The sequence below is a fragment of the Acetobacter musti genome (assembly GCF_011516835.1).
GTDB lineage: Bacteria > Pseudomonadota > Alphaproteobacteria > Acetobacterales > Acetobacteraceae > Acetobacter > Acetobacter musti.
The window spans coordinates 1-20,335 of sequence record NZ_WOTB01000036.1; the positions used below are offsets into that span (position 1 = coordinate 1).

The 20,335-nt window shown below is 61.0% G+C and carries 22 protein-coding genes and 1 tRNA gene; 15 read left to right on the plus strand and 8 right to left on the minus strand.

The genetic code is table 11. The features are described from left to right. Positions 1 to 164: 164 nt before the first annotated feature. Positions 165 to 2,078: an ABC transporter ATP-binding protein gene (locus GOB93_RS17860; protein WP_173584816.1), complete on the minus strand. Its 1,914-nt coding sequence runs from the start codon at positions 2,076 to 2,078 to the stop codon at positions 165 to 167. A gap of 359 nt (positions 2,079 to 2,437) precedes the next feature. On the opposite strand from GOB93_RS17860, the gene GOB93_RS17865 reads away from it, so the two are divergent. Next, on the plus strand, positions 2,438 to 2,806 hold the full coding sequence (locus tag GOB93_RS17865) for a TonB family protein (RefSeq protein WP_173584817.1): 369 nt from the start codon (positions 2,438 to 2,440) through the stop codon (positions 2,804 to 2,806). 84 nt (positions 2,807 to 2,890) lie between these two features. Here the strand turns inward: GOB93_RS17865 and GOB93_RS17870 are convergent, their stop codons facing one another. Next, positions 2,891 to 3,151: a hypothetical protein gene (locus GOB93_RS17870; RefSeq protein WP_173584815.1), complete on the minus strand. Its 261-nt coding sequence runs from the start codon at positions 3,149 to 3,151 to the stop codon at positions 2,891 to 2,893. 298 nt (positions 3,152 to 3,449) lie between these two features. Here GOB93_RS17870 and GOB93_RS17875 point away from each other — a divergent pair, with 298 nt between their 5' ends. The 9 genes from GOB93_RS17875 to GOB93_RS17915 all read left to right on the plus strand — a co-directional run bounded on the left by GOB93_RS17875 (position 3,450) and on the right by GOB93_RS17915 (position 10,772). Then, positions 3,450 to 5,375 (plus strand): M61 family metallopeptidase, encoded by a 1,926-nt coding sequence (locus GOB93_RS17875; RefSeq protein WP_456304268.1) that lies wholly within the window; start codon positions 3,450 to 3,452, stop codon positions 5,373 to 5,375. A gap of 95 nt (positions 5,376 to 5,470) precedes the next feature. Further along, a tRNA-Val gene (locus GOB93_RS17880) sits at positions 5,471 to 5,545 on the plus strand. Between the two features lie 529 nt (positions 5,546 to 6,074). Further along, complete coding sequence (locus GOB93_RS17885) at positions 6,075 to 6,257, plus strand: hypothetical protein (protein ID WP_173584818.1); 183 nt, start codon at positions 6,075 to 6,077, stop codon at positions 6,255 to 6,257. A gap of 316 nt (positions 6,258 to 6,573) precedes the next feature. Beyond that, the gene (locus GOB93_RS17890) at positions 6,574 to 7,506 is read left to right on the plus strand and encodes a glycosyltransferase family 32 protein (protein ID WP_242010894.1); all 933 of its coding nucleotides are present in this window, start codon (positions 6,574 to 6,576) and stop codon (positions 7,504 to 7,506) included. 418 nt (positions 7,507 to 7,924) lie between these two features. Next, positions 7,925 to 8,095: a lipoprotein gene (locus GOB93_RS17895; RefSeq protein WP_173584820.1), complete on the plus strand. Its 171-nt coding sequence runs from the start codon at positions 7,925 to 7,927 to the stop codon at positions 8,093 to 8,095. A 376-nt stretch (positions 8,096 to 8,471) separates the two neighbouring features. Beyond that, entirely contained in the window at positions 8,472 to 8,669 is a 198-nt protein-coding gene (locus tag GOB93_RS17900) for a hypothetical protein (RefSeq protein WP_173584821.1), read from the plus strand. 231 nt (positions 8,670 to 8,900) lie between these two features. Beyond that, positions 8,901 to 9,395 (plus strand): hypothetical protein, encoded by a 495-nt coding sequence (locus tag GOB93_RS17905; RefSeq protein WP_173584822.1) that lies wholly within the window; start codon positions 8,901 to 8,903, stop codon positions 9,393 to 9,395. A gap of 229 nt (positions 9,396 to 9,624) precedes the next feature. Continuing rightward, positions 9,625 to 10,173, plus strand: a complete 549-nt coding sequence (locus GOB93_RS17910) for a WYL domain-containing protein (protein WP_173584823.1) — start codon at positions 9,625 to 9,627, stop codon at positions 10,171 to 10,173. Positions 10,174 to 10,583: 410 nt separating this feature from the next. Further along, positions 10,584 to 10,772 carry a hypothetical protein gene (locus tag GOB93_RS17915; RefSeq protein WP_173584824.1) on the plus strand — a complete coding sequence of 63 codons (189 nt, stop codon included), beginning with the start codon at positions 10,584 to 10,586 and terminating at the stop codon, positions 10,770 to 10,772. A gap of 61 nt (positions 10,773 to 10,833) precedes the next feature. Here the strand turns inward: GOB93_RS17915 and GOB93_RS17920 are convergent, their stop codons facing one another. Both GOB93_RS17920 and GOB93_RS17925 read right to left on the minus strand, forming a co-directional pair. Then, on the minus strand, positions 10,834 to 11,049 hold the full coding sequence (locus GOB93_RS17920; RefSeq protein ID WP_173584825.1) for a hypothetical protein: 216 nt from the start codon (positions 11,047 to 11,049) through the stop codon (positions 10,834 to 10,836). A 464-nt stretch (positions 11,050 to 11,513) separates the two neighbouring features. Beyond that, complete coding sequence (locus GOB93_RS17925) at positions 11,514 to 12,269, minus strand: DNA/RNA non-specific endonuclease (RefSeq protein ID WP_173584826.1); 756 nt, start codon at positions 12,267 to 12,269, stop codon at positions 11,514 to 11,516. Between the two features lie 50 nt (positions 12,270 to 12,319). Between GOB93_RS17925 and GOB93_RS17930 the strand changes: the two genes are divergently transcribed. From GOB93_RS17930 to GOB93_RS17940, 3 genes are all read left to right on the plus strand, one after another. Continuing rightward, positions 12,320 to 12,712: a hypothetical protein gene (locus GOB93_RS17930; RefSeq protein WP_173584827.1), complete on the plus strand. Its 393-nt coding sequence runs from the start codon at positions 12,320 to 12,322 to the stop codon at positions 12,710 to 12,712. A 419-nt stretch (positions 12,713 to 13,131) separates the two neighbouring features. After that, complete coding sequence (locus GOB93_RS17935) at positions 13,132 to 14,058, plus strand: hypothetical protein (protein WP_173584828.1); 927 nt, start codon at positions 13,132 to 13,134, stop codon at positions 14,056 to 14,058. 113 nt (positions 14,059 to 14,171) lie between these two features. Further along, positions 14,172 to 14,342 carry a hypothetical protein gene (locus GOB93_RS17940; RefSeq protein WP_173584829.1) on the plus strand — a complete coding sequence of 57 codons (171 nt, stop codon included), beginning with the start codon at positions 14,172 to 14,174 and terminating at the stop codon, positions 14,340 to 14,342. Positions 14,343 to 14,579: 237 nt separating this feature from the next. Here the strand turns inward: GOB93_RS17940 and GOB93_RS17945 are convergent, their stop codons facing one another. From GOB93_RS17945 to GOB93_RS17955, 3 genes are all read right to left on the minus strand, one after another. Then, positions 14,580 to 14,864 carry a hypothetical protein gene (locus tag GOB93_RS17945; protein WP_173584830.1) on the minus strand — a complete coding sequence of 95 codons (285 nt, stop codon included), beginning with the start codon at positions 14,862 to 14,864 and terminating at the stop codon, positions 14,580 to 14,582. Between the two features lie 472 nt (positions 14,865 to 15,336). Then, positions 15,337 to 15,579 carry a hypothetical protein gene (locus GOB93_RS17950; RefSeq protein ID WP_173584831.1) on the minus strand — a complete coding sequence of 81 codons (243 nt, stop codon included), beginning with the start codon at positions 15,577 to 15,579 and terminating at the stop codon, positions 15,337 to 15,339. Positions 15,580 to 15,835: 256 nt separating this feature from the next. Further along, positions 15,836 to 17,149 (minus strand): UDP-glucose dehydrogenase family protein, encoded by a 1,314-nt coding sequence (locus GOB93_RS17955; RefSeq protein WP_173584847.1) that lies wholly within the window; start codon positions 17,147 to 17,149, stop codon positions 15,836 to 15,838. Between the two features lie 582 nt (positions 17,150 to 17,731). Here GOB93_RS17955 and GOB93_RS17960 point away from each other — a divergent pair. Then, positions 17,732 to 18,517 (plus strand): MlaE family ABC transporter permease, encoded by a 786-nt coding sequence (locus GOB93_RS17960; RefSeq protein ID WP_173584832.1) that lies wholly within the window; start codon positions 17,732 to 17,734, stop codon positions 18,515 to 18,517. Beyond that, positions 18,514 to 19,335: an ABC transporter ATP-binding protein gene (locus GOB93_RS17965; protein ID WP_173584833.1), complete on the plus strand. Its 822-nt coding sequence runs from the start codon at positions 18,514 to 18,516 to the stop codon at positions 19,333 to 19,335. The genes GOB93_RS17960 and GOB93_RS17965 overlap by 4 nt, the downstream gene beginning before the upstream one ends. 40 nt (positions 19,336 to 19,375) lie before the next feature. Here GOB93_RS17965 and GOB93_RS17970 read toward each other — a convergent pair whose 3' ends face one another. Then, positions 19,376 to 20,305, minus strand: a complete 930-nt coding sequence (locus GOB93_RS17970; RefSeq protein ID WP_173584834.1) for a LysR family transcriptional regulator — start codon at positions 20,303 to 20,305, stop codon at positions 19,376 to 19,378. Between the last annotated feature and the right edge of the window lie 30 nt (positions 20,306 to 20,335).

The following is a 20,335-nucleotide window of genomic DNA, read 5'->3' on the forward strand; positions in this document are numbered from 1 at the left end:
GGCCAGTGGCTTCTGAAAGGCCACATCAACAGGCCTTACAGAAGACCGCACACGATCACACGTCAATATGGGTCAGAAAACTCTTGCATAACGGACGGCAACCACAGAAGAGGTCTGATTGTCCCGGCCTGAGGGTTTCGGCGTTCAGGCCGGGGTGGCGGGGCTTATAATGTCTGCAGCTCGTACAGGCGTCGGTAGAGGCCGCCTTCGTGGCGGATCAGTTCGGCGTGGGAGCCGTCCTCGACGATGGCGCCGCGTTCGAAGGCGAGGATGCGGTCGAGGCCGGTGACGGTCGCGAGGCGGTGGGCGATGACGATGACGGTGCGGTGTGCCATCAGCCGTTCCATTGCGTCCTGGACCAGGGCTTCTGATTCCGAGTCCAGCGAGGCTGTTGCCTCGTCGAGGATCAGGATCGGAGCGTCCGCCAGGAAGGCCCGCGCGATGGCGACGCGCTGTCTTTCGCCGCCGGAGAGTTTCACGCCGCGTTCGCCGACGAGGGTGTCGTAGCCCTGCGGCAGGCGGGCGATGAAGCCGGAGGCGTTTGCCAGTTCGGCGGCCCGTTCGATGTCTTCCTGCGACGCGCCTGGCCGGGCGTAGGAGATGTTTTCGGCCAGGGAGCGGTGAAACAGGATCGGTTCCTGCTGCACGATGGCGATCTGGGAGCGCAGGGAGGATTGCTGCACGGTGGCGATGTCCACGCCGTCGATGAGAATGCGGCCGCCGTCGATGTCGTAGAGGCGTTGCAGCAGTTTGGTGAAGGTCGATTTTCCGGAGCCGGACGGGCCGATCAGGCCGACGCGGCTGCCGGCGGGAATGACGACGTTCAGATCGCGGAACAGGGGCGCTGTCTGTCCTTTGTAATGGAACAGGACGTGTTCGAAGCGGATTTCGCCGCGCGTGATCGTGATCGGGGGTGCGCCGGGAGCGTCGGCGACGGCGGGGGGCTGGTTCCAGATGGCGACCAGTTCCTCCATTTCGTTGACGGAGCGCTGCACGACGGAGACCTGCTGGCCGATGTCCCGCAGATAGCCCTGCACCAGGAAGATCATGGTCAGCACATAGGCGACGTCACCCGGTCCGGCGCGGTGGTTCCACCACAGCCAGACGACGGTCGAGGCGAGCACGAGGCGCATGACGGTGACGGCGAGGTTCTGGACGTTGCCGCTGTTCGTGCCGCGGGTCCAGCTTCTGCCTGTCCGCAGGCGCCAGATGGCCAGGGTCCTGCCGAGGCGGCTTTCTTCCCGTGTTTCGGCGCCGAACGCCTTGACCACGGCGTTGCAGGTGATGGCGTCGGCCAGCGCCGCGCCGAGGCGGCTGTCCCAGCGGTTCGCCTTGCGGGCGCCGGGGGCGACGTAGCGCAGGGTCAGCGCGCAGGAGAGCGCGACGAAACAGACTGACATCGCGCCCAGCAGCAGCCCCATGATGGGCCAGTGCCAGCCGAGGACGAGTGTGGTGCCGGTGAGGACGAGCATTTCCGGCAGCAGCATCAGCAGGAGGTTGTCGTTCAGCGCGTCCATGGCCCACATGCCGCGCGTGAGCTTGCGGACGGTCGATCCGGCGAATGTGTTGGCGTGCCAGTCGGTGGAGAAACGCTGGAGTCTGGCGAAGCTGGTCTGGGCGACATCCCGCATCATGTTGAGTGTCAGCCAGGTGATGCCGAGGAAGGACGCGCGGCGGCCGGCGAGGCTGACGAGGCCGAGCGCAGCCATGGCGGCGAGCATCCATTCGGCGTCGGTCAGAGCCTGGGCGGCGTGTCCGGCGGGCTGTGTGACATCGGCAACCAGGCGGCCGGCGACGAGCGGGGTCAGGACGTCCGACAGCGTGGCGATGGTGACGCCGAGCAGGGTGACGGTGAGGTCGCGCGGCCAGTCCAGCCAGCGGCGGGCGGCGAAAGCGAGCGTTGCGACGAACGGACTTTTGCCGGGGCGGAGTGGTGCTGGCTTTACCGTCTCCGGTCCGTCCGGATGGCCGGCGGTGGTTGCCGTGGCGGGTCCGGGGTGGGGTGTGTTTTCAGGACTGCTTTCGGGGCTGTCGGGGAGCAGGGTGTCGGCGGGCGTGTCTTCGGCGGGAGAGGTCATACATCCATGGTTCTGACTGGGGATCGGCGGGGTTCTGATCGTGGAATGGGCGTGGCGGGTGGTGTCCGGAGGGGTATGTCCGGTGGTGTTCTCTGTGCGGTGGCGGGCTGAACTTTCTGTAAACCGGAGCGGAGCTGAGGGGCGTCGGCTGATATTACAGAAGTGATGACGGGCGGGGGAAAGAAAAACGGCCGGGGCCGGTGTTTTCGGGGTGACGGTGTTCAGGGAGGGTGTTGCCGGCGCAGGGCAGCCCCCTGCTTCGGCTCTGGTCGGCGCGGTGTACAGAGGGTTTTCGTTTTTTACAGCCGGTGCGGTTTATCATCTCCGATCTGGTTTTTCTTACGTGGAAGGTGCGGGGTATGTCTGTAAGGATGCCGGTCCGGGCGGGGCTGATGCTGAGTCTGCTTCTGGCCGGATTGCCGGTGCGGGAGCTGAGGGCGGCGGAGCCTGTCGCTGAGGCTTCGCACGGGACGCCGCAGGGTTCGGTTGTGATGCTGGCCGATATCAGCGACCAGGGATCGACGGAAAACTGTCGCGTCGTGTCATCGACGGACAGCCGCTACAATGAGGCGGCGCTGAAATACTGTCAGCAGGCGCATCATGATCCGGCGATGCTGAACGGGATGCCTGTCCGGGAGCGGGATCACAGATTCACGGTGCATTTCGATCAGGAGCCGTCGGGAAAGGCCGGGGCTGAAGGCCGGGGACCTTCCGGAGCGGCCGGGTAACGGCGGGAACAGTTTAGGGGCTTTGCCCCGGACCCCGCAAAGGGACGCGGTCCCTTTGATCCCGGTTTGTTAAAATAAAGAGAGTTATTTCTTTCCCGTCGGGCTTCCGGTGAGGAGCCAGAGGATGAGAGGCGGGAGGAAGCACCAGATGGCGGCTGCGGCGACGAGCCAGGGAATGAGGTAGGACAGTTCCACTTTCAGGACGTAGCGGCTGAGGAGATTGGCGAAGCCGAGCATGACGAGGGCGCCGATGAAGCTGAAGGTGTTGACCTGCATGGAGCGGCCGCCGTTGATCTGTATGAGCTTCTGCAGCAGGGCGTTGTTCTGGATGTTGCCGTTGCGCATGGGGTGGCTCCTCCGGTGCTTCGTTTCCGCGGGTCTCGGGCGGCACTGTCTTACGAGGATGGCGGATGGAAGTCACTGACCGGCGTGATTACGGGCGTGACTGTTACCGGCGTGTCTGCTGGGCATAAATACGGGGGGCACGAATAGGAGCGCGGATTGCGCGGGGCGGAGGGGCGTGGTTGCATGGCCGTCTTTGCTTTCATTCCGTGTCAGGGATTTGTGCGTGCGTAAAAAACTGTTGGGAACTCTGGCTCCGGCGGCGGCCTTCGCCCTGCCTGTTTTCATTCTGTCCGCTTCCATCTTATCCGCTTCAATCTTGTCTGCTTCCGGGGCGGTGGCTTCCGAGGGGCCGCAGCCTCTGGCTCTGCCTCCGGCGATTCCGATGGCGAAGGATGTGGCCTATCCGGGGACGGTTGCGCTGGCGGTGACGGCGACGGATCTGGACCGGCATGTTCTGTCGGTGTCGGAGCGGGTTCCCCTGCCTTCTTCCGTGACGGAGAAAGGCGGCGACGTGGTGCTGCTGTATCCGTCCTGGCTGCCGGGACATCATTCGCCGGGCGGGCCGATTTCCGAGGTTGGCGGCATCGGCGTGAAAGCCGGCGGAAAGACGGTGCCGTGGGTGCGGGACACGGTGAATGTGAATGCGTTTCACATCGCGGCTCCGGCCGGGGCGAAGGATCTGGAGGTGTCGTTTCAGGTTCTGACGCCGATCACGCCGCGCGAGGGGCGTGTGGTGATGACGCCGGCGATGGTGAACGTGCAGTGGAACATGGTGGCGCTGTATCCGGCGGGGTATTTCACACGGGACATCCCCTACAGCGTGAAGCTGACGCTGCCGCACGGGTGGCAGTATGGAACCGCGCTGCGGGCGTCGGGACCGGCTGTGGGCGATACGGTGACGTTCGGGACGGTTCCGTTCAATACGCTGGTGGATTCACCGGTTTTCGCGGGACAGTATTTCCGGAAGATCGGACTGAACCGGCCGGGCGAGACGCCGGTGGCGCTGAACGTGGTGGCGGACCGGCCGGAGTGGCTGGCGGCGACGGATGCGCAGATCGGGCTGCATCAGGCGCTGGTGACGCAGGCGGGGCTGCTGTTCGGGACGCATCATTACGATCACTATGATTTTCTGCTGGCGCTGACGGATGAGCTGGGCGGGATCGGGCTGGAGCATCACCGGTCGAGCGAGAACAGCGGGCCTCCGGGATATTTCACGAAGTGGGACAAGACCTTCCCGGCGAAGGATCTGCTGGCGCATGAATATACCCATAGCTGGAACGGCAAGTTCCGGCGGCCGGCGGATCTGTGGGCACCGGATTTCAACACGCCGCAGCGCGGGTCGATGCTGTGGGTGTATGAGGGGCAGACGCAGTACTGGGGCTATGTTCTGGCGGCGCAGTCCGGTCTGATGACGCCGGAGCAGACGCTGGATGCGATTGCGATGGTGGCGGCGGTTTATGACCGTCGTGCCGGGCGGACGTGGCGGCCGCTGGTGGACACGACGAACGATCCGGTCATTGCCCAGCGGGCGCCGCTGTCCTGGCGGAGCTGGCAGCGGAGCGAGGATTATTACTCCGAGGGGCAGCTTGTCTGGCTGGATGCGGACACGCTGATCCGGGAGAAGACGGGCGGTCAGAAATCGCTGAACGATTTCGCGAAGGCGTTTTTCGGGGTCGATCCGGGCAGCTATGTGACGCGGACCTATACGTTCGACGATGTGGTGGCGGCGCTGAACGGGGTTGTGGCGTATGACTGGGCGACGTTCCTGCATGACCGGGTGGACCGGCCGAGCCCTCATGCGCCGCTCGATGGGCTGACGCGGGGCGGGTATAAGCTTGTGTATACGGAGACGCCCTCGCCTTATCTGAAGGCGTTCGAGGCGCTGCGGAAAGTCCGGAATTTCGATTTCTCGCTGGGCTTTACGGTGGACAGCAAGGGTGTCCTGACCAATGTTGAATGGGGCGGTCCGGCCTGGAATGCGGGGCTGGCGGCGGATGAGACGATTGTTGCGGTGAACGGCATGGCGTTTGACGCGGACGATCTGTCGGATGTGATCACGCAGGCGAAGGTTCCGGCGAAGGAGCCGATCACGCTGCTGGTGCGGGCGCGGGACCGGTTCCGGACGGTCGTGATTCCGTATCATCTGGGGCTGCGCTATCCGCATCTGGAGCGGGTGGCGGGCGCGCCGGATGTTCTGGGGGCGATTCTGACGCCGCTGAAGTGAGGCTGATGACTGTGGGGCCGGGTTGCGCAAAAAGACCTGGCTTCGCGCTTGCTTCTGCCGGTGCTGTTGGGTATGAGCGGTCTTCACCGGGACCGGGGTGCGTAGCTCAGCGGTAGAGCATCGCCTTCACACGGCGGGGGTCACAGGTTCAATCCCTGTCGCACCCACCACGGTTTTGCCCGGGTAATCTTTCAGAAATCGTTGCGATAACAGTCCGGGTCTGTCCGATCCGGATCGATGGAATCCGTGCTGCCGGGTTTCGGGTATTTCCGGGACGGCGCGGCTTGTCCTGCCCTGCCCGTATTCCGGTGAATTCCTGCGCCTGAGTTCTGCGCCGGATGCCGTGCGGATTGTGCTTTGGCTGCCGTGGCGGTGTGGCGGTAGCGCTGCGGGATAGAGACACCATAATGTGATTCGGACGGGGTGGCCTGTACTGGCAATTGTCCCGGGCGATGGCTGTCCGCCGGGGCATGCCGGACGTTATTTGCTGGACACGCAATAACAAAATACCAATAGTGCAAATATTGATTGTTCTATAAAATAGAATACGTAATATTTTTATCTATATCAGCGATAAGATTGATCGAGATCAATTTCTCCTGGTTTTATATTTCATAGTGCTGCGCGACGTATTGAATTATGTCGTAAATACGGCACAGCACGAGTGGGGCTGCTGCACTCCAAAAGGACCCCGCCAGGATGATACTTCGTCAGTTAGCTGCTCTCGCGGATCAGTTTCTCAAAGCGGGAGATATGAAACATGCTGTTGAAACCATAGATGTTCTTTATCGTGTCAGCGATCTTATGGATGCGGGAAGGATGCTCCGGGTGAACGTTCCGAATCCGGCTGATCCGGATGCCGGACAGGCGCGGGGGCATTGATCCGTGCCGGCCGGTGCGGCGAGACAGCCGGGTGACGGAGGCGATTTGTCCCAGTGTCCGGACAGGTGGTGACATACTCAGGGTGCTGTGTCGCCGGTGTGATCGGAATGAGGCTGTGAGTGCTGACGTGCGGAGATATTGTGCCGGGGTGACAGATGGCAGCTTATGGGCAGTATGACAGGGAGTTGATGATTATAATATAGTGTCTCAATTTATTGGTTTTTGTTCGTTAATATTAACAAAACAAATTTTCGTCGCTTGTGTCCTGAAACTGGCACGCCTAGCTTTCCGGCAAACAGGGTGAGCGTTGCAGGCAATGGTTGGCAGGAAAGATTTTCGTCTCTGGAAAGATGCTGCGAAAGCGGTTCTTTATGGGATAGCGAGACGGAATATACCTGTTCCTGAGTTCAGTGGCTGGCATGAAACAATTGCTACAGGCAGATCTGCCCGGTCTTACAAAATACCTGCTATTGTCTGGTTTTTCTGGGACAGGGAAGAGCGCCCTGCTCTTGTCGGGGCGACGATACGGCGCGTTCAGGAATTAAATCCGGATTATGATGTGCGGGTTCTGACCCCGGCGACTATGGGCAGGTTTATTGATGCCTCTTTTATGGATCGCCGCGACATCACAGTCGCTCAGAAAAGTGACCTGATCCGTCTTGAGCTCTTATCCCGATATGGTGGCATATGGTGTGACGCGACGTGTTTTTTCAGTGAAAACTTCTCCTGGGTGCGTGCGGCGATTAATGACCGCTCCTGTGAGCTTGCAGGGTTTTACAGGGACCAGGATACGGCGGATCGACGCTATCCGGTCATTGAGAGCTGGTTTCTCGCCTCTCCTCCGGATTCCCTGTTTATGAGTGAATGGCGCGATGAATTCAGAAAAATACTTACGCTTGGAAGTGATGAATATTTTAAAGAGTTAAGCAACAGATCGGATTACGAACAAATCAGACAGGGTATCGAGCGACCGCAATACCTGATGATTTATCTGGCTGCGCAGATCGCGATGCGTAAGGTCAGTCCCGCTCTTTATCTGCGAAGGGCTGAGGATGGTCCGTTTCTCTACCAGCAGGCGGTTAAATGGGATCGCGAGAAAATTGCCACACTTTTATGCCGGCTGACCGGACTTCGTTCAGTGCCTCCTGTAATCAAGTTAACTCATAGCAACCGTTATCTTCTTCCTTTTATGATCCGGTACGGGCTCGTAAGGAAAGGAAGTATTCTCGGCCAGTTTCTGAAATCATAAGAAAAGCGAAATCAGTTCCCCGCCCGTTCTGCGATCCTGATACCTGCGCCGGAGTTAAACGCTTCGCCTGCGCTGTCCCTGAATATTATGCTGGCTGGTGCCCCCGGCCATGAAGTCAGCCAGCCAGCGCCGTGTCCCGTGCCGGCAATGCAGAAAGCTTTCGGAATCATGTCGCCAGTGTGCGGCCCGGTCACTGTTTGTCATTCGTCAGGGAACAAGACGCAGACCCCGCTCTCGTCAGTTATTTTTCTAACTCTGTCAGCGGCTTTGAAACACGCTGAAGCGATGGGCAATCCCGTCAGGATATCCTCCACATGAACGGTTCCGGCCGGACGGCGGTATTCACAAGAAGAAAAGCAACTTCCCTGCCGGCGCTTCGTTCGTATCGGAGCCGATTAACGGCGCCGGGGGCATCCTCATGCGAAGATTCATTCTCCTGTTCGTCGCGACTGTTGCGCTGTCTGCCTGCGGATCTCCTGTCAGTGGTCCCGGCGGTCCGACGCCGGCCAATGCGGGGCCGGACATGGATCATGATATGCCGAACACCGGCACGGCGCATGGCGCGGTGAAGGCGACCCCGAAGCAGTAACCGGTATCCGTGGTCCGGGGCAGGATGTGTGACCGGCTGCGATGAGTGGATAGCGGGGACATTCAGCGGGACGTTGCGTTCGGGTTGCGGGAGAGCGTTGCAGTTCCCCGCGCGTTTTTTCCGCCTGCTTATGTCGGAGGATGAATCTGATGTCTCAGCCCACTATGACACTGGCGCCTCTGTCTTTACGGCGCGAAGGGAAAAACCTTCCGGAGGGACAGGCGGAAATAAGGATCACTCTGTAGGGAGCCGATGGCCAGAATCGATGAACAGATTCAGGGGGCGTAGGATGCTGAAAGTGCCGGTTCCGGACCAGTTTGTGACACAGAGCCTACGGTCCGGAACAAATGGGCTCGCACAGAAAGCGTGGTCTCTGATGACGGATACCCGGCATCTGACAAGAAGTGCTGGCCGGCATGTTCAGATCGGGCAGGCGGGGGCTGTGCAGGCTTCGTTGGGAGAGGGCGTTCGATGGTGGGGGCAGCCTGCCTGTGGGCGTGGCGCGGGGTTTTTCTCCGGAGCGGAAGCCGTGCGGGGAACCTGGGCGGCGTATCGCGAGGGTTTCCGACAATGATGCTGTTCCAGGGAGTGGCGAGCGGGCTTCCGTCGGGTGATTTTTTGCGACAGTGACTGGCGAACGGGAGAAGCGTGGGTTTTTGAGTGTGCGCTGTCGGGCAGAAGAAGATGATTGCGAAGCCTGTCTGCGAGGAACAGAATAACCGAGTCTGATCGTCGGCTGCGCTGAAGTGGCGGGATCAGGAACGCGGCGAGCCTCTGATCCACCTGCACGTCAGGAGAGACTGACATGAGCGACGACGTCATCCGTCCGGAAATCTGGATGCACATGCTGAAGGCGATGGAAAAATGCCCTGATGATATTGTCACAGATGCGGGCGTTCTTGCGCCCCCCGGATGCAGCGATGAAGAATTCTGCGCCAATCTGGAATATCTCGATGAACATGGGCTGTCCGATTCCGGGATTGTCCGGGGCATCGGGGGGAAATGGTCCTGGAGCGGTTCCCGCATCACTGCTCACGGAATCAGCTGTCTTCGTGACGACACCTGCCTTGTTCCGGGCTCCGGCGCCGTTACCGTGAAGCTTGATGCCGGAATGATAAAGGCGCTTCTCCGGCTTCAGATTGACAGATCCGATGCGCCGGAGGAGCAGAAGAAAGCCGTTGCGATGGCGATTGACGGAATGTCGGAAGAGGCTCTGACGACTGTGACGCGCGGGCTGGTAAAGCAGGGGCTTCGCAGCACGCGCGACCTGATGCACTGGCTGAGGCCGTATATTTCGTGACGGCAAAGGCGTGGTTTCCTTTGCTGCGAAGATCCGGAGCGGTTGCGGCGCGGAGGGAAGATGCCGGGTCCGGGCAGGGCGCGATACGTTAAATACTCGTAATTCCTTGCATTGACCCGGCTATGAGGCGCATGGTCGGCCGCGAGGCGGTTTCCGGTAGTCTCAGCGCGGCTGAATGGCGGAAAATCTTCTGCGTGTCGCGTATTTTCCCGTCAGGGGATAACGCATCATGTACGATCAGACCTGGCCGTCTTTCTGGTATTATCTTCTGGCGATTATGGGCTTTGCCGTCGTGTGGCGTATTGGCAAAGCGTTTCTTGTATCGCCGCGGGATATTCAGGACGAGGAGAGCGTCCGCGATCTTGCCGAGACTGAAGAGACCGCGTCCGGCGCGGTTCCTCTTCATATCATCGACATCGAGCCGGTCCGGCTTATTCTCAACTATCGTGACAGTGACGGCGAGACGGAGCGCAGGACGGTTTTCGTGAATGCGATCGTGCCGTCGGATGACGTGAATGCGCCGGAGACGATCAGATACCTCGATGGCTGGTGCGAACTGAGGTCCGGGCCGCGTCGCTTCCGGCTAGGGAGAATCCGGCGGGCTGTGGACCCGGACACGGGCACTGAGATCGGGGATCTGCAGGGCCTGCTGTGGTCTCGCAGGAGGAAGGACGAGGTGATCGGCGGCAGGACTGGTGGTGAGACTGGCAGCGAAACGGGCCATGAAACTGGCCATCGGCCGCCGCAGTCAGCGGACGGGTCTGCTTTTCACCTCTGAGGGATGGCTGTTCCGGCTGTCATGTGGCGGTGTCGGGAGATTTGAAATCACGGTGTCGCGATCCGCTTCGCTGGCAGAGTCATTATTAACCTTCCCTTTATAATAAGCGAATATCTGACAGCGTCTGAGTCAGGGGGCATCTCTGGTGCATCATGAAAACTATTGCCTCCATCGTCCGGCCTGTGGCGGACCCTGCCGGTGAGTCCGGTCGGGACGCGCTGACTGATGTGGCGGGGCGTCTCAGGGTGAGAGGGCCGCATCGGGCGGGTCGTCCATTCCTGATATATGGATTCATGTTTTCAGAAGAAGCCTCCGTCTGACGCGGTGTCATCGAAGGAGCGTTTTCAGGTCGTCATGTGGCTGACGGCCGGATTTCACAGAAAGCCGGATTTCAGAGAGATTGAGAGATCATGGAGCGGAATAAGAGTGACGACACAGTCATCACGCTCGCCACGGAGCTTGTCGCCAGGTATGGCCGTGGTGCGAGAATGGAGGCCGGCGAGCGGTGCGAGCGGGCTCATAAAGCCGGAGATTCCGCCGGAGCGGAGACATGGCTGAAGGTGTTCCGTTATCTGTCCGGTGAAGGCGGAACTGTCTGAGGCGGACGGGCGGAGTTTCGGGCGGGGATGAAAGCGGAACGGGCTGGCGGGTTTGTCCGGCTCACTCCGCCGGATCGTCGATGACGATTTTCATCGAGCCGTCCTTCTGGCCGCGCAGATATTCGTCGTGCTCGTTCAGGCCTTCACCGAGGAGCAGCAGGCTTACGGCGATGAAGGCGGCGACGCCGGCGGTCCAGGGGTAATGGTACCAGCAGGTTCCGGATACGAACAGGACGGCGGCGGGCAGGGTTGTTCTGAGGTCTCTGAGAAGGATCATCGGTCCGTCGCTCCGTGCTTGTGCGCCCTCGCGGGGGCGCGGCTGCGGGTGATTTTTTGTAACCTTCTCTCACAGCTTTGCTGATCATGTCGCGGTCATCCGTTATCCTGCAAGATGGGAAACGGGGAGCGTTTCGCGGCATTGTCCGGAAACTCTTTCTGCAGCCTCTCCGGTTTCAGGATTTTTGTATGCCTTGCTGATACAGGTTCGGCGGCTTTTCGGGGCTTTGCCCCGAACCCCGCAAAGGGAGGCGGTCCTTTTGATCCCGGTTTGTTAAACTGAACGGGATGAAGGGCAGCGTCCTGCTCACTCAGAAAGCCCCCTGCCGCGACAAACCTTTGATAAAAACAAACAAAAGTTTTTGGGTGCCGCCTTTTTTCAAAAAGGCGGCGTCTTCTAAGCCTTCTGAAAAAACTTCTGTTTAACCGACCGAAAGTTTCACAGGCAGGCGTCTGAAACAGCCGCTAACGCAGCAATAAGGCGTCAAGGCTCCGGTTTCTGGTCTTCTGGGCTGGTGGCACGGCGGGGAAAGGGTCTACGCCTGTGACGCGGCGCAGAGAGTCCATTGCCACGGTATTGCACTGATATGGTGTCGTATTCCTGCAGACGACGACGCTCACCGCGCTGAGGGACGGGACGAGAACGGCTTTCCAGACCGAGGACGGGACGCGGACGTGATCCGGGCCGATCGATCCGAGGGGTTCGCGGAAAGCGGGGCCGGTGACGACCCAGGCTTCCCCTTTGCGTCTCACGATTTTGCGCAGGTTGCCCTCGATACGGTTCCAGGCGCCTGAATTCATTTTCGCTGCTTGGGGGACAATATTGGAGAGCGCGAATGTTTCCTCCCGTGCGGCGCGGGTCGGGGCGTCACCGGAGGGGGTGAGATGTCCCCGGGACCATCCGGAGCGGCGGTAATCGGAGAGTTCGGAGCGCTCCGCGGGTGGCAGTCGCAGGTCTTCGTGAAAGGGCGCCCGTCCCTGCAGGGTCTGGGCGCGGATGATGCTTTCTTTTGTCAGATGTTCGGCGCTCCACAGAGATTCATGGTCGGGTCCGGAATAGCCCGCAGCGAAGCCTGTGGAGCAGAGAAGTGTGACCGGGGCGGAGGTCGCGGGCGGTTTCTGGCCGGCAAAATGGTCGGGGCAGTCCGCTCGGGCGAAGACTGGCGCGATAAGGAGAAGGATGACGGAGAACGGGCAGCGGAAACGGAGCGGGAGAGGCATGCGGGCGTATTTGCCGGGATACAGGGTCCAGGGCAAACGGGGTCGTTCGGATGACGGGTGAATCTATCGTATTTTGCCGGGAGCGGGAAGACGGACGGCGGGGAGTGTGGGGAATGACGAACAGATGGCTTGTGCTCGTGCTGCTGGGGTGTGCGCCTGTCGCGTGCTCGCATCAGCGTCCGCAGGACTCACGTTCGGCGTTATTCAGTTCCGTGGGCGGTGCCGGAAATCCGGCGCCGGTGGCGGATCAGCCGGTCAGAGACGGGGCTGTGCATGGCTCGGTTTCGATGGAGAGCGACTTTGGTTCGGGGCGGGGTTATGGCTATCCGGGCTCCGGTGTGAGTCCTGACGGATACGGCGCCGGGATTGGAGCATCTGGTCTCGGGACCGCTGGGATCGGATCGTCCGGGATCGGCACGATGGGCGTGCCTGGCGGGCTCTGAGTGGTGCGGTCGCGCCGGATCGGGATGCGGGGCTGACGATTCGTGCTGTCATGGAACTGCGGGATTTGGGACGGAAGCGGGCCAGACCCTGCGGCGGGTATGTAACGATCTGTGGAAAAGACATTCGGTCTGTTTACCGGGACTCCGTTGCCGGAACTCTGGTTTTCGGAGATGGGGAGCGGCCTTCCTGCCGTGTTTACAGGGCATTTTTTCTTTTATCCGATGTTCTGATGGCGGCGTTCCGGCTTTCTCCGCGAGGCGGATATCGGGCTGTGTCAGGCCGGGACGGGTCTCTGCCCGTGTGATCTGACGGGTATACAGCACGGGCTTCGGGCGGCATTTATCTTGCTCTCTGTTATTCGCTGTCTCCGCGGCCGCGTGCCGCGCTGCTGTCCGGAAGGCCCCTTCGCGGGAAAGTAATGAAGTATTTTTTTATCGTTGGTTCGCCGTTCTGCGGATCGACGGCGGTTGGCAATATCCTCAACACCAGCAGCCAGATCTTTCATGCCGGGGAAGTGGACCGGCTGGATCTCTTCGGTCAGTACACCGGAGAGAATGCAAATCTCACGGTGCATGGCTGCGCGCTCTGCGGCCTTGGTCATCAGGGCGGTCCGTGTCCGGTCTGGCATGATTTTCCGTCCCGGCCTTCCTCGCCTGCGGAGAAGGTCAGATCGTATGAGGAGATGGTCGCGAGGGCCGGCAGGCCGGTTGTTCTGGACAGTTCGAAGAATGCCGACTGGATGACGATGTTATGGGCGGCCGGGCTGTCTGTCGGCGGGGCGATCGTTCTTTCCCGGAATCCGTTTGCTTTCGCCCGGAGTCATTTCAAGGCGACGGGGGCGCCAGTCTGGCAGGGGGTCGAGATCTGGCGGAATATCTACAACCACTGTCTGCGGGCCATTCTCCATCGCGGAATTCCCTTTATGGCGCTCCGGCATGAGGAGATTTACACGAATACGGAGGGCTATTTCTCGCGCATGCTGAATTTCATGGGCGTGACGGGAGGTGTCGATTACGCGGAATTCTTCCGTTACCCGTGCCACTCGCTGGGTGGGAACTGGGGGGCTTACGTTCATTATGCCGGCTTTGACGCTGCTGCCTTTCTGCATCGGGAGGCGACTGAGGGCAGATATGCCGATCCTCAGGAGATGGTGGTGAAGCTGGGCAGGCAGGCCTCTCCGAAGCAGCGCGATGATGATGGCTGGATGGACCATGTCACGGCGGAGGAGATCAGTGCGGGGATCAGTATTCCCGGTGTTGTCGATGTCATGAGTCTTCTGGGGTACGACGCCTCCGCGATTGCCATCCGGAAAGCCGCGAGGGACAGGCGGGCGGAAGCTGCCTGAGCGCCTGACAGGTGCGTCCGGTTGTGGCCGGATGGTGTGGGCAATGGAACCTTTGCGGCGCTGGCACGCTGACAGGGGGTGTTCGTTCCGAGCGCCTTAACCGGAGGATTTTCATGCGTCTGACCATTGCGGCCGTGCTTGCTGTTTCCGTGTGTTGTCTGGGGCTGACGGCCTGTGAGCCGCACAAGCGGACATTTGGTGAGAAGGTCCGGGATACGATCGATCCGCCGAAGGGGCCGGTTGAGAAGGCGGGACGTGCGGTTGACCGGGCGACCGGGGACTGATCCATAAACGGGGAATGGCGGCGTTTCCGGATGCCGCTGTTTATGTATTTCGCGGGCAGGAAACGAAGCGGGGCTCCGGGTTTATGTCAGCGAACCGGGATCAAAAGGACCGTGTCCCTTTGCGGGGCGCGGGGCAAAAGCCCCGGAAAACCGCTCCCAATCATGTCTGCACGATCTGTAAACGGCAATTTTTCTGACACGGGATAACCGGCCAGAGCTTTTCGGAGCAGGGCTGCTTTACCGGTTGTCGTCATCGACGATGCAGAGTGCGCCGGTCACAACGGCCTGACCGTGCGCCATATCGATGCGGTCATGTCTGTCGGGGTGTGGCAGGGCGCCGATACCGGGTTTCCTTACGCCATGATGGCTTTTCGGCCATGTGGGACTGGACCTGAAAGCGACCAGTTTTCTTCTGAAATGTCTTTTCTGGCCGGAGCTGCCCCAGAGCGCGGCCGCTATTTTACGGCGGCGGATTCTGCCGATTTTGTCGGCATTTTTTGCTGCCATTAATACCCACATCATTGCCTCTCCTCTTCAGGACGACCGCTTGAATACGGTTTCTGGCCTGGCAAAACCTCTGATTCGGAAACAGACTAAAACGTTGTGAAAGCACATGGAACCATCTGGAATGTTCCACGAATGAGAGAAGGTTTCATTCTGTGAAAAGGTGCTCCTCCGCTGCGATTATGCGCGGCATCTGAGTACAGTATCATCACAGATGTCTGATTTTACCTGTACAGAGCTGCATCTCTGCCTGATTTCACCTTTATGTCATTTCACTGGTATCTGTCGGAATGTTTTCGTTACGAACGGACGCATAGAGAAGAGAAAAGAGATTTTCCGACGGAGTCCGGAACATGATCGCTCCGGAAAAGCGCTGTGCTGATTATAACAAATGCGTGAGCGGGTATAAGATGATGATGTGTTCAGAAATTTTTGTGGCCGGACTGAGGCCACAGCATTCTTAATGCGCCCGGTTTTCAGTACGACGGCTTTATGAGCCGGAGGGATGGCGTTCACGGTATCCCGGAGTGCCGGGCGCGTCCGTGGACATTGACATGGTTTCGGTCATGAACGGGATGTGCTGGCGCAGGATGACCTGGCGGAACAGGACATCGCGTTCGGCGTGACCGTCGTCTCTGGCGTCGTGCATGACGATCAGAACGGCGATGATGAAGGGCAGGATAAAGGACAGGAAGAGAAAGACGAGAAGAGAGATGAGGGCCTGCCATTCCATCTTCTGTCTCCTGTCTGGTGTGGGCCGGGTCGTTGCGGGCGGGCGCTGTTTTGCCCGGAAACAGCCAGCCCGGAGTGTCTTCCTGGCATCCCTATAACATAATTTTTATAAACAGGTTGCGTCCGACGGATTTTAAGGCGGTGCGGGTTTCGGGGAAATGAAAAAGGCACGACGGGCGTGTGCCTGTCGTGCCTTTTGCGCCGTAAGGAGAGCCCTGTGAAGGGTGTCCGGCAGAAGGGCTCCGGTTAAAACCGGGTCAGGGGCGGCCGAGCGACTGGTACTGCAGTCCGGCGGCGCGCATGGCGGCGGGATCGAAGATGTTCCGCAGGTCGACGATGACCTTGCCTTTCATGGTTTCCACCAGTGATTTCGGCGGGATCGAGCGGAACATGGTCCATTCGGTGAGGACGACCAGAGCGTCGGCGTCTTTTGCGGCGTCGAGCGCGTCCTGACAGTAGATCACCGAAGGCGGCAGGGCCGGTTTCGCGGGTTCCATGCCGACCGGGTCGTAGGCGCGGATGACGGCGCCGGCCTCGGCGAGGCGGTGCAGGATGGGGATCGACGGGGATTCGCGCATGTCGTCGGTTTCGGGCTTGAAGGTCAGGCCGAGCACGGCGACGGTTTTGCCGTGCACCGATCCGCCGCACGCGGCGATGATGCGGCCGGCCATGCCGATCTTGCGGGCGTCATTGACCTGCACGGTGGTTTCGACGAGGCGACAGGGGCTGTCGGCTTCCTGACCGATGCGTGAGAGGGCGAGCGTGTCTTTCGGGAAGCAGGAGCCGCCGTAGCCCGGGCCCGGATGCAGGAATTTGCGGCCGATACGGCCGTCGAGGCCCATGCCTTTTGCGAGATCGTGCACATCCGCGCCGAGTTTTTCGCAGAGATTGGCCATCTCGTTGATGAAGGAAATTTTTACCGCGAGGAAAGAATTGGAGGCGTATTTTGTCAGTTCCGCCGTTTCCAGCGTGGTGAACAGGACGGGAGCCTCGATCAGGGAGAGCGGGCGATAGACACGACGCATCACTTCTTCGGAACGGGCGCCGCCATCGGGGGCGGTGCGGTCGAGGCCGACGATGACGCGGTCCGGGCGCATGAAATCGCCGATGGCGTTGCCTTCGCGGAGGAATTCCGGATTGGAGGCGACATCGAATTCCGCGTCCGGGCGGGCTTCGCGGACGAGTTCCGCGATGCGGCGGCTGGTACCGGCGGGAACGGTCGATTTGGTGACGATCACCGCATAGCCGGTCAGAGCGTTGGCGATCTGTTTCGCGGCGGCATGGACGTACTGCATGTCCGCGGCGCCGTCGCCGTTACGCGGCGGGGTGCCGACGGCGATGAAGACCGCCTCTGCGTCTTTCACGGCTGCGGCGATGTCGTCACCGAAAGACAGGCGCCCGGCCTGCATGTTCGATTCGACAAGCCGGTCGAGGCCGGGTTCGTAAATGGGGATCCGCCCTTCCCGCAGGGCGGCCAGACGGGTCGGGCTGTTTTCCACGACGGCGACTTCGAGCCCGAATTCAGCGAAACACGCTGCGGAGACGAGGCCGACATAACCGCCGCCAATCATCGCAATACGCACTATAATTCCTCCCGGCCGCTGGTGGCCTTCCTGTGAAACAGTCTCGGGGCCGGCCATTGCCCGGTAATGTCGCCCGGACCTGATACGGGCCGGATGCGCGGGGATGCCGTCCGCCGCTCACACGGACTGAGCAGGCAGTCCGGACAAGGTGACTTGAACCTGTCTGCGCGTGCCCGGTCAAGCGCCTGATCGTGCCTGACCTGCCATAGTTGCGTCCCGGAAGCGGATTTTTCGGAAGACTGATTTCCGGGGAGACATTTTTTGTCCTGATCGCATTTTTTCGATGGCGGGTCATGGCTTTGACGTGGGACAGGTCTCGGGCTACGGCATGTCTCTTCCGGGTGTCGGTTCCGGGAGAACGGACAGTCAGAAATGGCGGGCAGTCGGGGAGTGATGTGTGGTTTGTCGGCGGACAGGATGGCTTTCGGGTTCTGCCCCGGTGTGGCGGGCGTTTTCCCGGCCTGGCGGGCGGCCGGCCGGTCCAGGCATGTCTCCGGCTTCCGGCGGTCTCCGGGACGGGATGTCGGTTATCTGCCGGGAGCGGGTCGAACGGGGAGCTGATCGCGCCGGATGAATGCTGTTGCTGATTTTATCGCCGCCATCGGTCGCGCTGCCCTTGCTCTGATACGGTCCGCCGGCGCCATTGCGCTGTTTGCGCTGGAGGGGCTGTCTCATGCGGTGCGGCCGCCGTTTTACTGGCGGGTTTTCGGCACGGCGTTGCTGGATACCGGGTTTCTGTCTCTGCCGGTGGTGGCGCTGACGGCGCTGTTCTCCGGCGGGGTGATCGCGCTGCAGTCTTACACCGGGTTCGCGCAGTATCATGCGCAGAGTGCGATCGCGAGCATTGTGGTTCTGTCCGTGACCCGTGAACTGGGTCCGGTTCTGGCCGGTCTGATGGTGGCGGGGCGTGTCGGCGCGGCGATGGCGGCGGAGATTGGCACGATGCGGGTGACGGATCAGATCGACGCGCTGACGACGCTGCGGACCAGCCCGATGAAATATCTCGTCACGCCGCGTCTGCTGGCGGGCATTATTGCGCTGCCGCTGCTTGTGGTGGTGGCGGATATTCTTGGGGTGGCGGGTGGGTTTACGGTCGCCACGGCGAAGCTGGCCTTCTCGCCGACGGCGTATATCACGGCGACGATGAACGCCGTGAAGACATCGGATGTGACGGTCGGCCTGGTGAAGGCGGCGGTGTTCGGGTTTCTGATCGCCCTGATGGGGTGTTACCACGGTTATACCAGCCGGGGCGGCGCCGAGGGTGTGGGGAGTGCGACCACCTCCGCCGTGGTGTCAGCGTCGATCCTTGTTCTGGCCTTTGACTATCTGCTGACGGATCTGTTTTTCGCGCAATGACCGGACAACCCCCCTCCCCTTCGAAGCCGCCGAAAATCCGTATCCGGGGTCTGTATAAGTCCTTCGGGAGCAAGCATGTTCTCAGCGGCGTCGATCTGGATGTCGCGGAAGGCACGTCCTTTGTCATTATTGGCGGGTCGGGGTCGGGAAAATCCGTGCTGCTGCGCTGCATTCTCGGGCTGATCACGCCGGATGCGGGGACGATCGAGATTGACGGCAAGGATGTGCTGACGGCCTCCTGGCGGGAGCGGGAAGCGATCATCGGTGAGATCGGCATGCTGTTTCAGAACGGCGCGCTGTTCGACAGTCTGACGGTCTGGGAGAATGTGGCGTTCGGGCTGCTGGCGCCTGAGGCGCGGCGGCATTCGGCGGCGCATCCGCGGCTGACGCGGGCGCAGGCGAAAGTGCGGGCAGGCGAGATTCTGAATCAGGTCGGGCTGGATGCGTCGGTGGGCGATCTGTCGCCGTCCGAGCTTTCGGGGGGCATGCAGAAACGCGTTGGTCTGGCGCGGGCGATTGCGGACAAGCCGGCGATATTGTTTTTCGACGAGCCGACGACGGGGCTCGATCCGATCATGGGCGCGGTGATTGACGGGCTGATTGTCGACTGTGTGAAGCAGATGGGTTCGACGGCGATTGCGATCACGCATGATATGGCTTCGGCGCAGCGGATCGGCGATGAGGCGGCGATGCTCTACAAAGGAAAGCTGGTCTGGCAGGGGCCGGCCTCCTCGCTGATGCACAGCGGCAATCCGCTGGTGGATCAGTTCACCCACGGGCGGCGCGAGGGGCCGATTACGATGGAATTGCGACGGTAGGGGTTCCTCGTCCGGTTCCGGCCGGGGGTGAACGGGAAGGTTATGCGGGTGTGGCGCGGGGGCTGAGGAGACGGGTGACTTCGTCTTCGACCATGGTCTGCATGCTGCGGGCGATCGTGCGGACCTCTTTGCGGACTCCGTGACGGTCGCGGACGCAGAAGCTCAGGCGGGTGCTCAGGACGGGGTCCCTGAGCGGGACGAAGGCGAGGGTTCCGGTCCGGATGTCATTCCACACATCGATGATATTCATGAAGGTGATGCCGGCGTTCTGTCTGACGGTCTCCCGGATCAGGCGCATGGAGTTGGTCCGGAAAGGGACGAACCGGAGCCGGTCGGGCAGCGCGGTCTGCACGAGGCGGCCGAGGATCATGCTGCGGTCCGGGACGAAGAGTCGTTCGGCGTAGCAGTCTTTCAGGTCGATGCCGGTTCTGCCGGCGAAGGGATGGCCGGGCGGGACGATGACGCCGACCGGGGCCTGCACGGCGCCGATGACCCAGAACCCGTATTGTTCGGACGGGTCGAAGGCGACGACCAGATCAATCTCGCCGTCTTCCAGCCGGGTCAGCAGGTCGGAGGCGAGGAAGGCGACCTCGATATGCAGGGTGACTTCGGGGAAGCGTTCGGCGATCTGGCGGAGGAACTGCGTGAAGGCGTCGCCGACGAGGCAGTCCATAATACCGATTGTCACGCTGATCTGCTGAGGGGCGACGAGCTGGTTCAGGTCGCGGTGCAGGCGGTCGATTTCGTTACGGAAACCGGTGAGGCGGCTGAGCACGAGGGTTCCGGCCGGGGTGAGTGCGACGCCTCTGGGGAGGCGTTCGAGCAGGCGGGCGCCGAGTTCCTCCTCGAGATTCAGGATCTGGCGGTTCACGGCTGAGGCGGACAGGTTCATCAGCTCCGCGGCGCGCCGGATGGAACCGGCTTCCGCGACTTCCATGAGGCAGCGGGCGGCGGTTGTGATCAGTGGCATGGCGCCTCCAGTGTGCGGTTTTTTCGCACA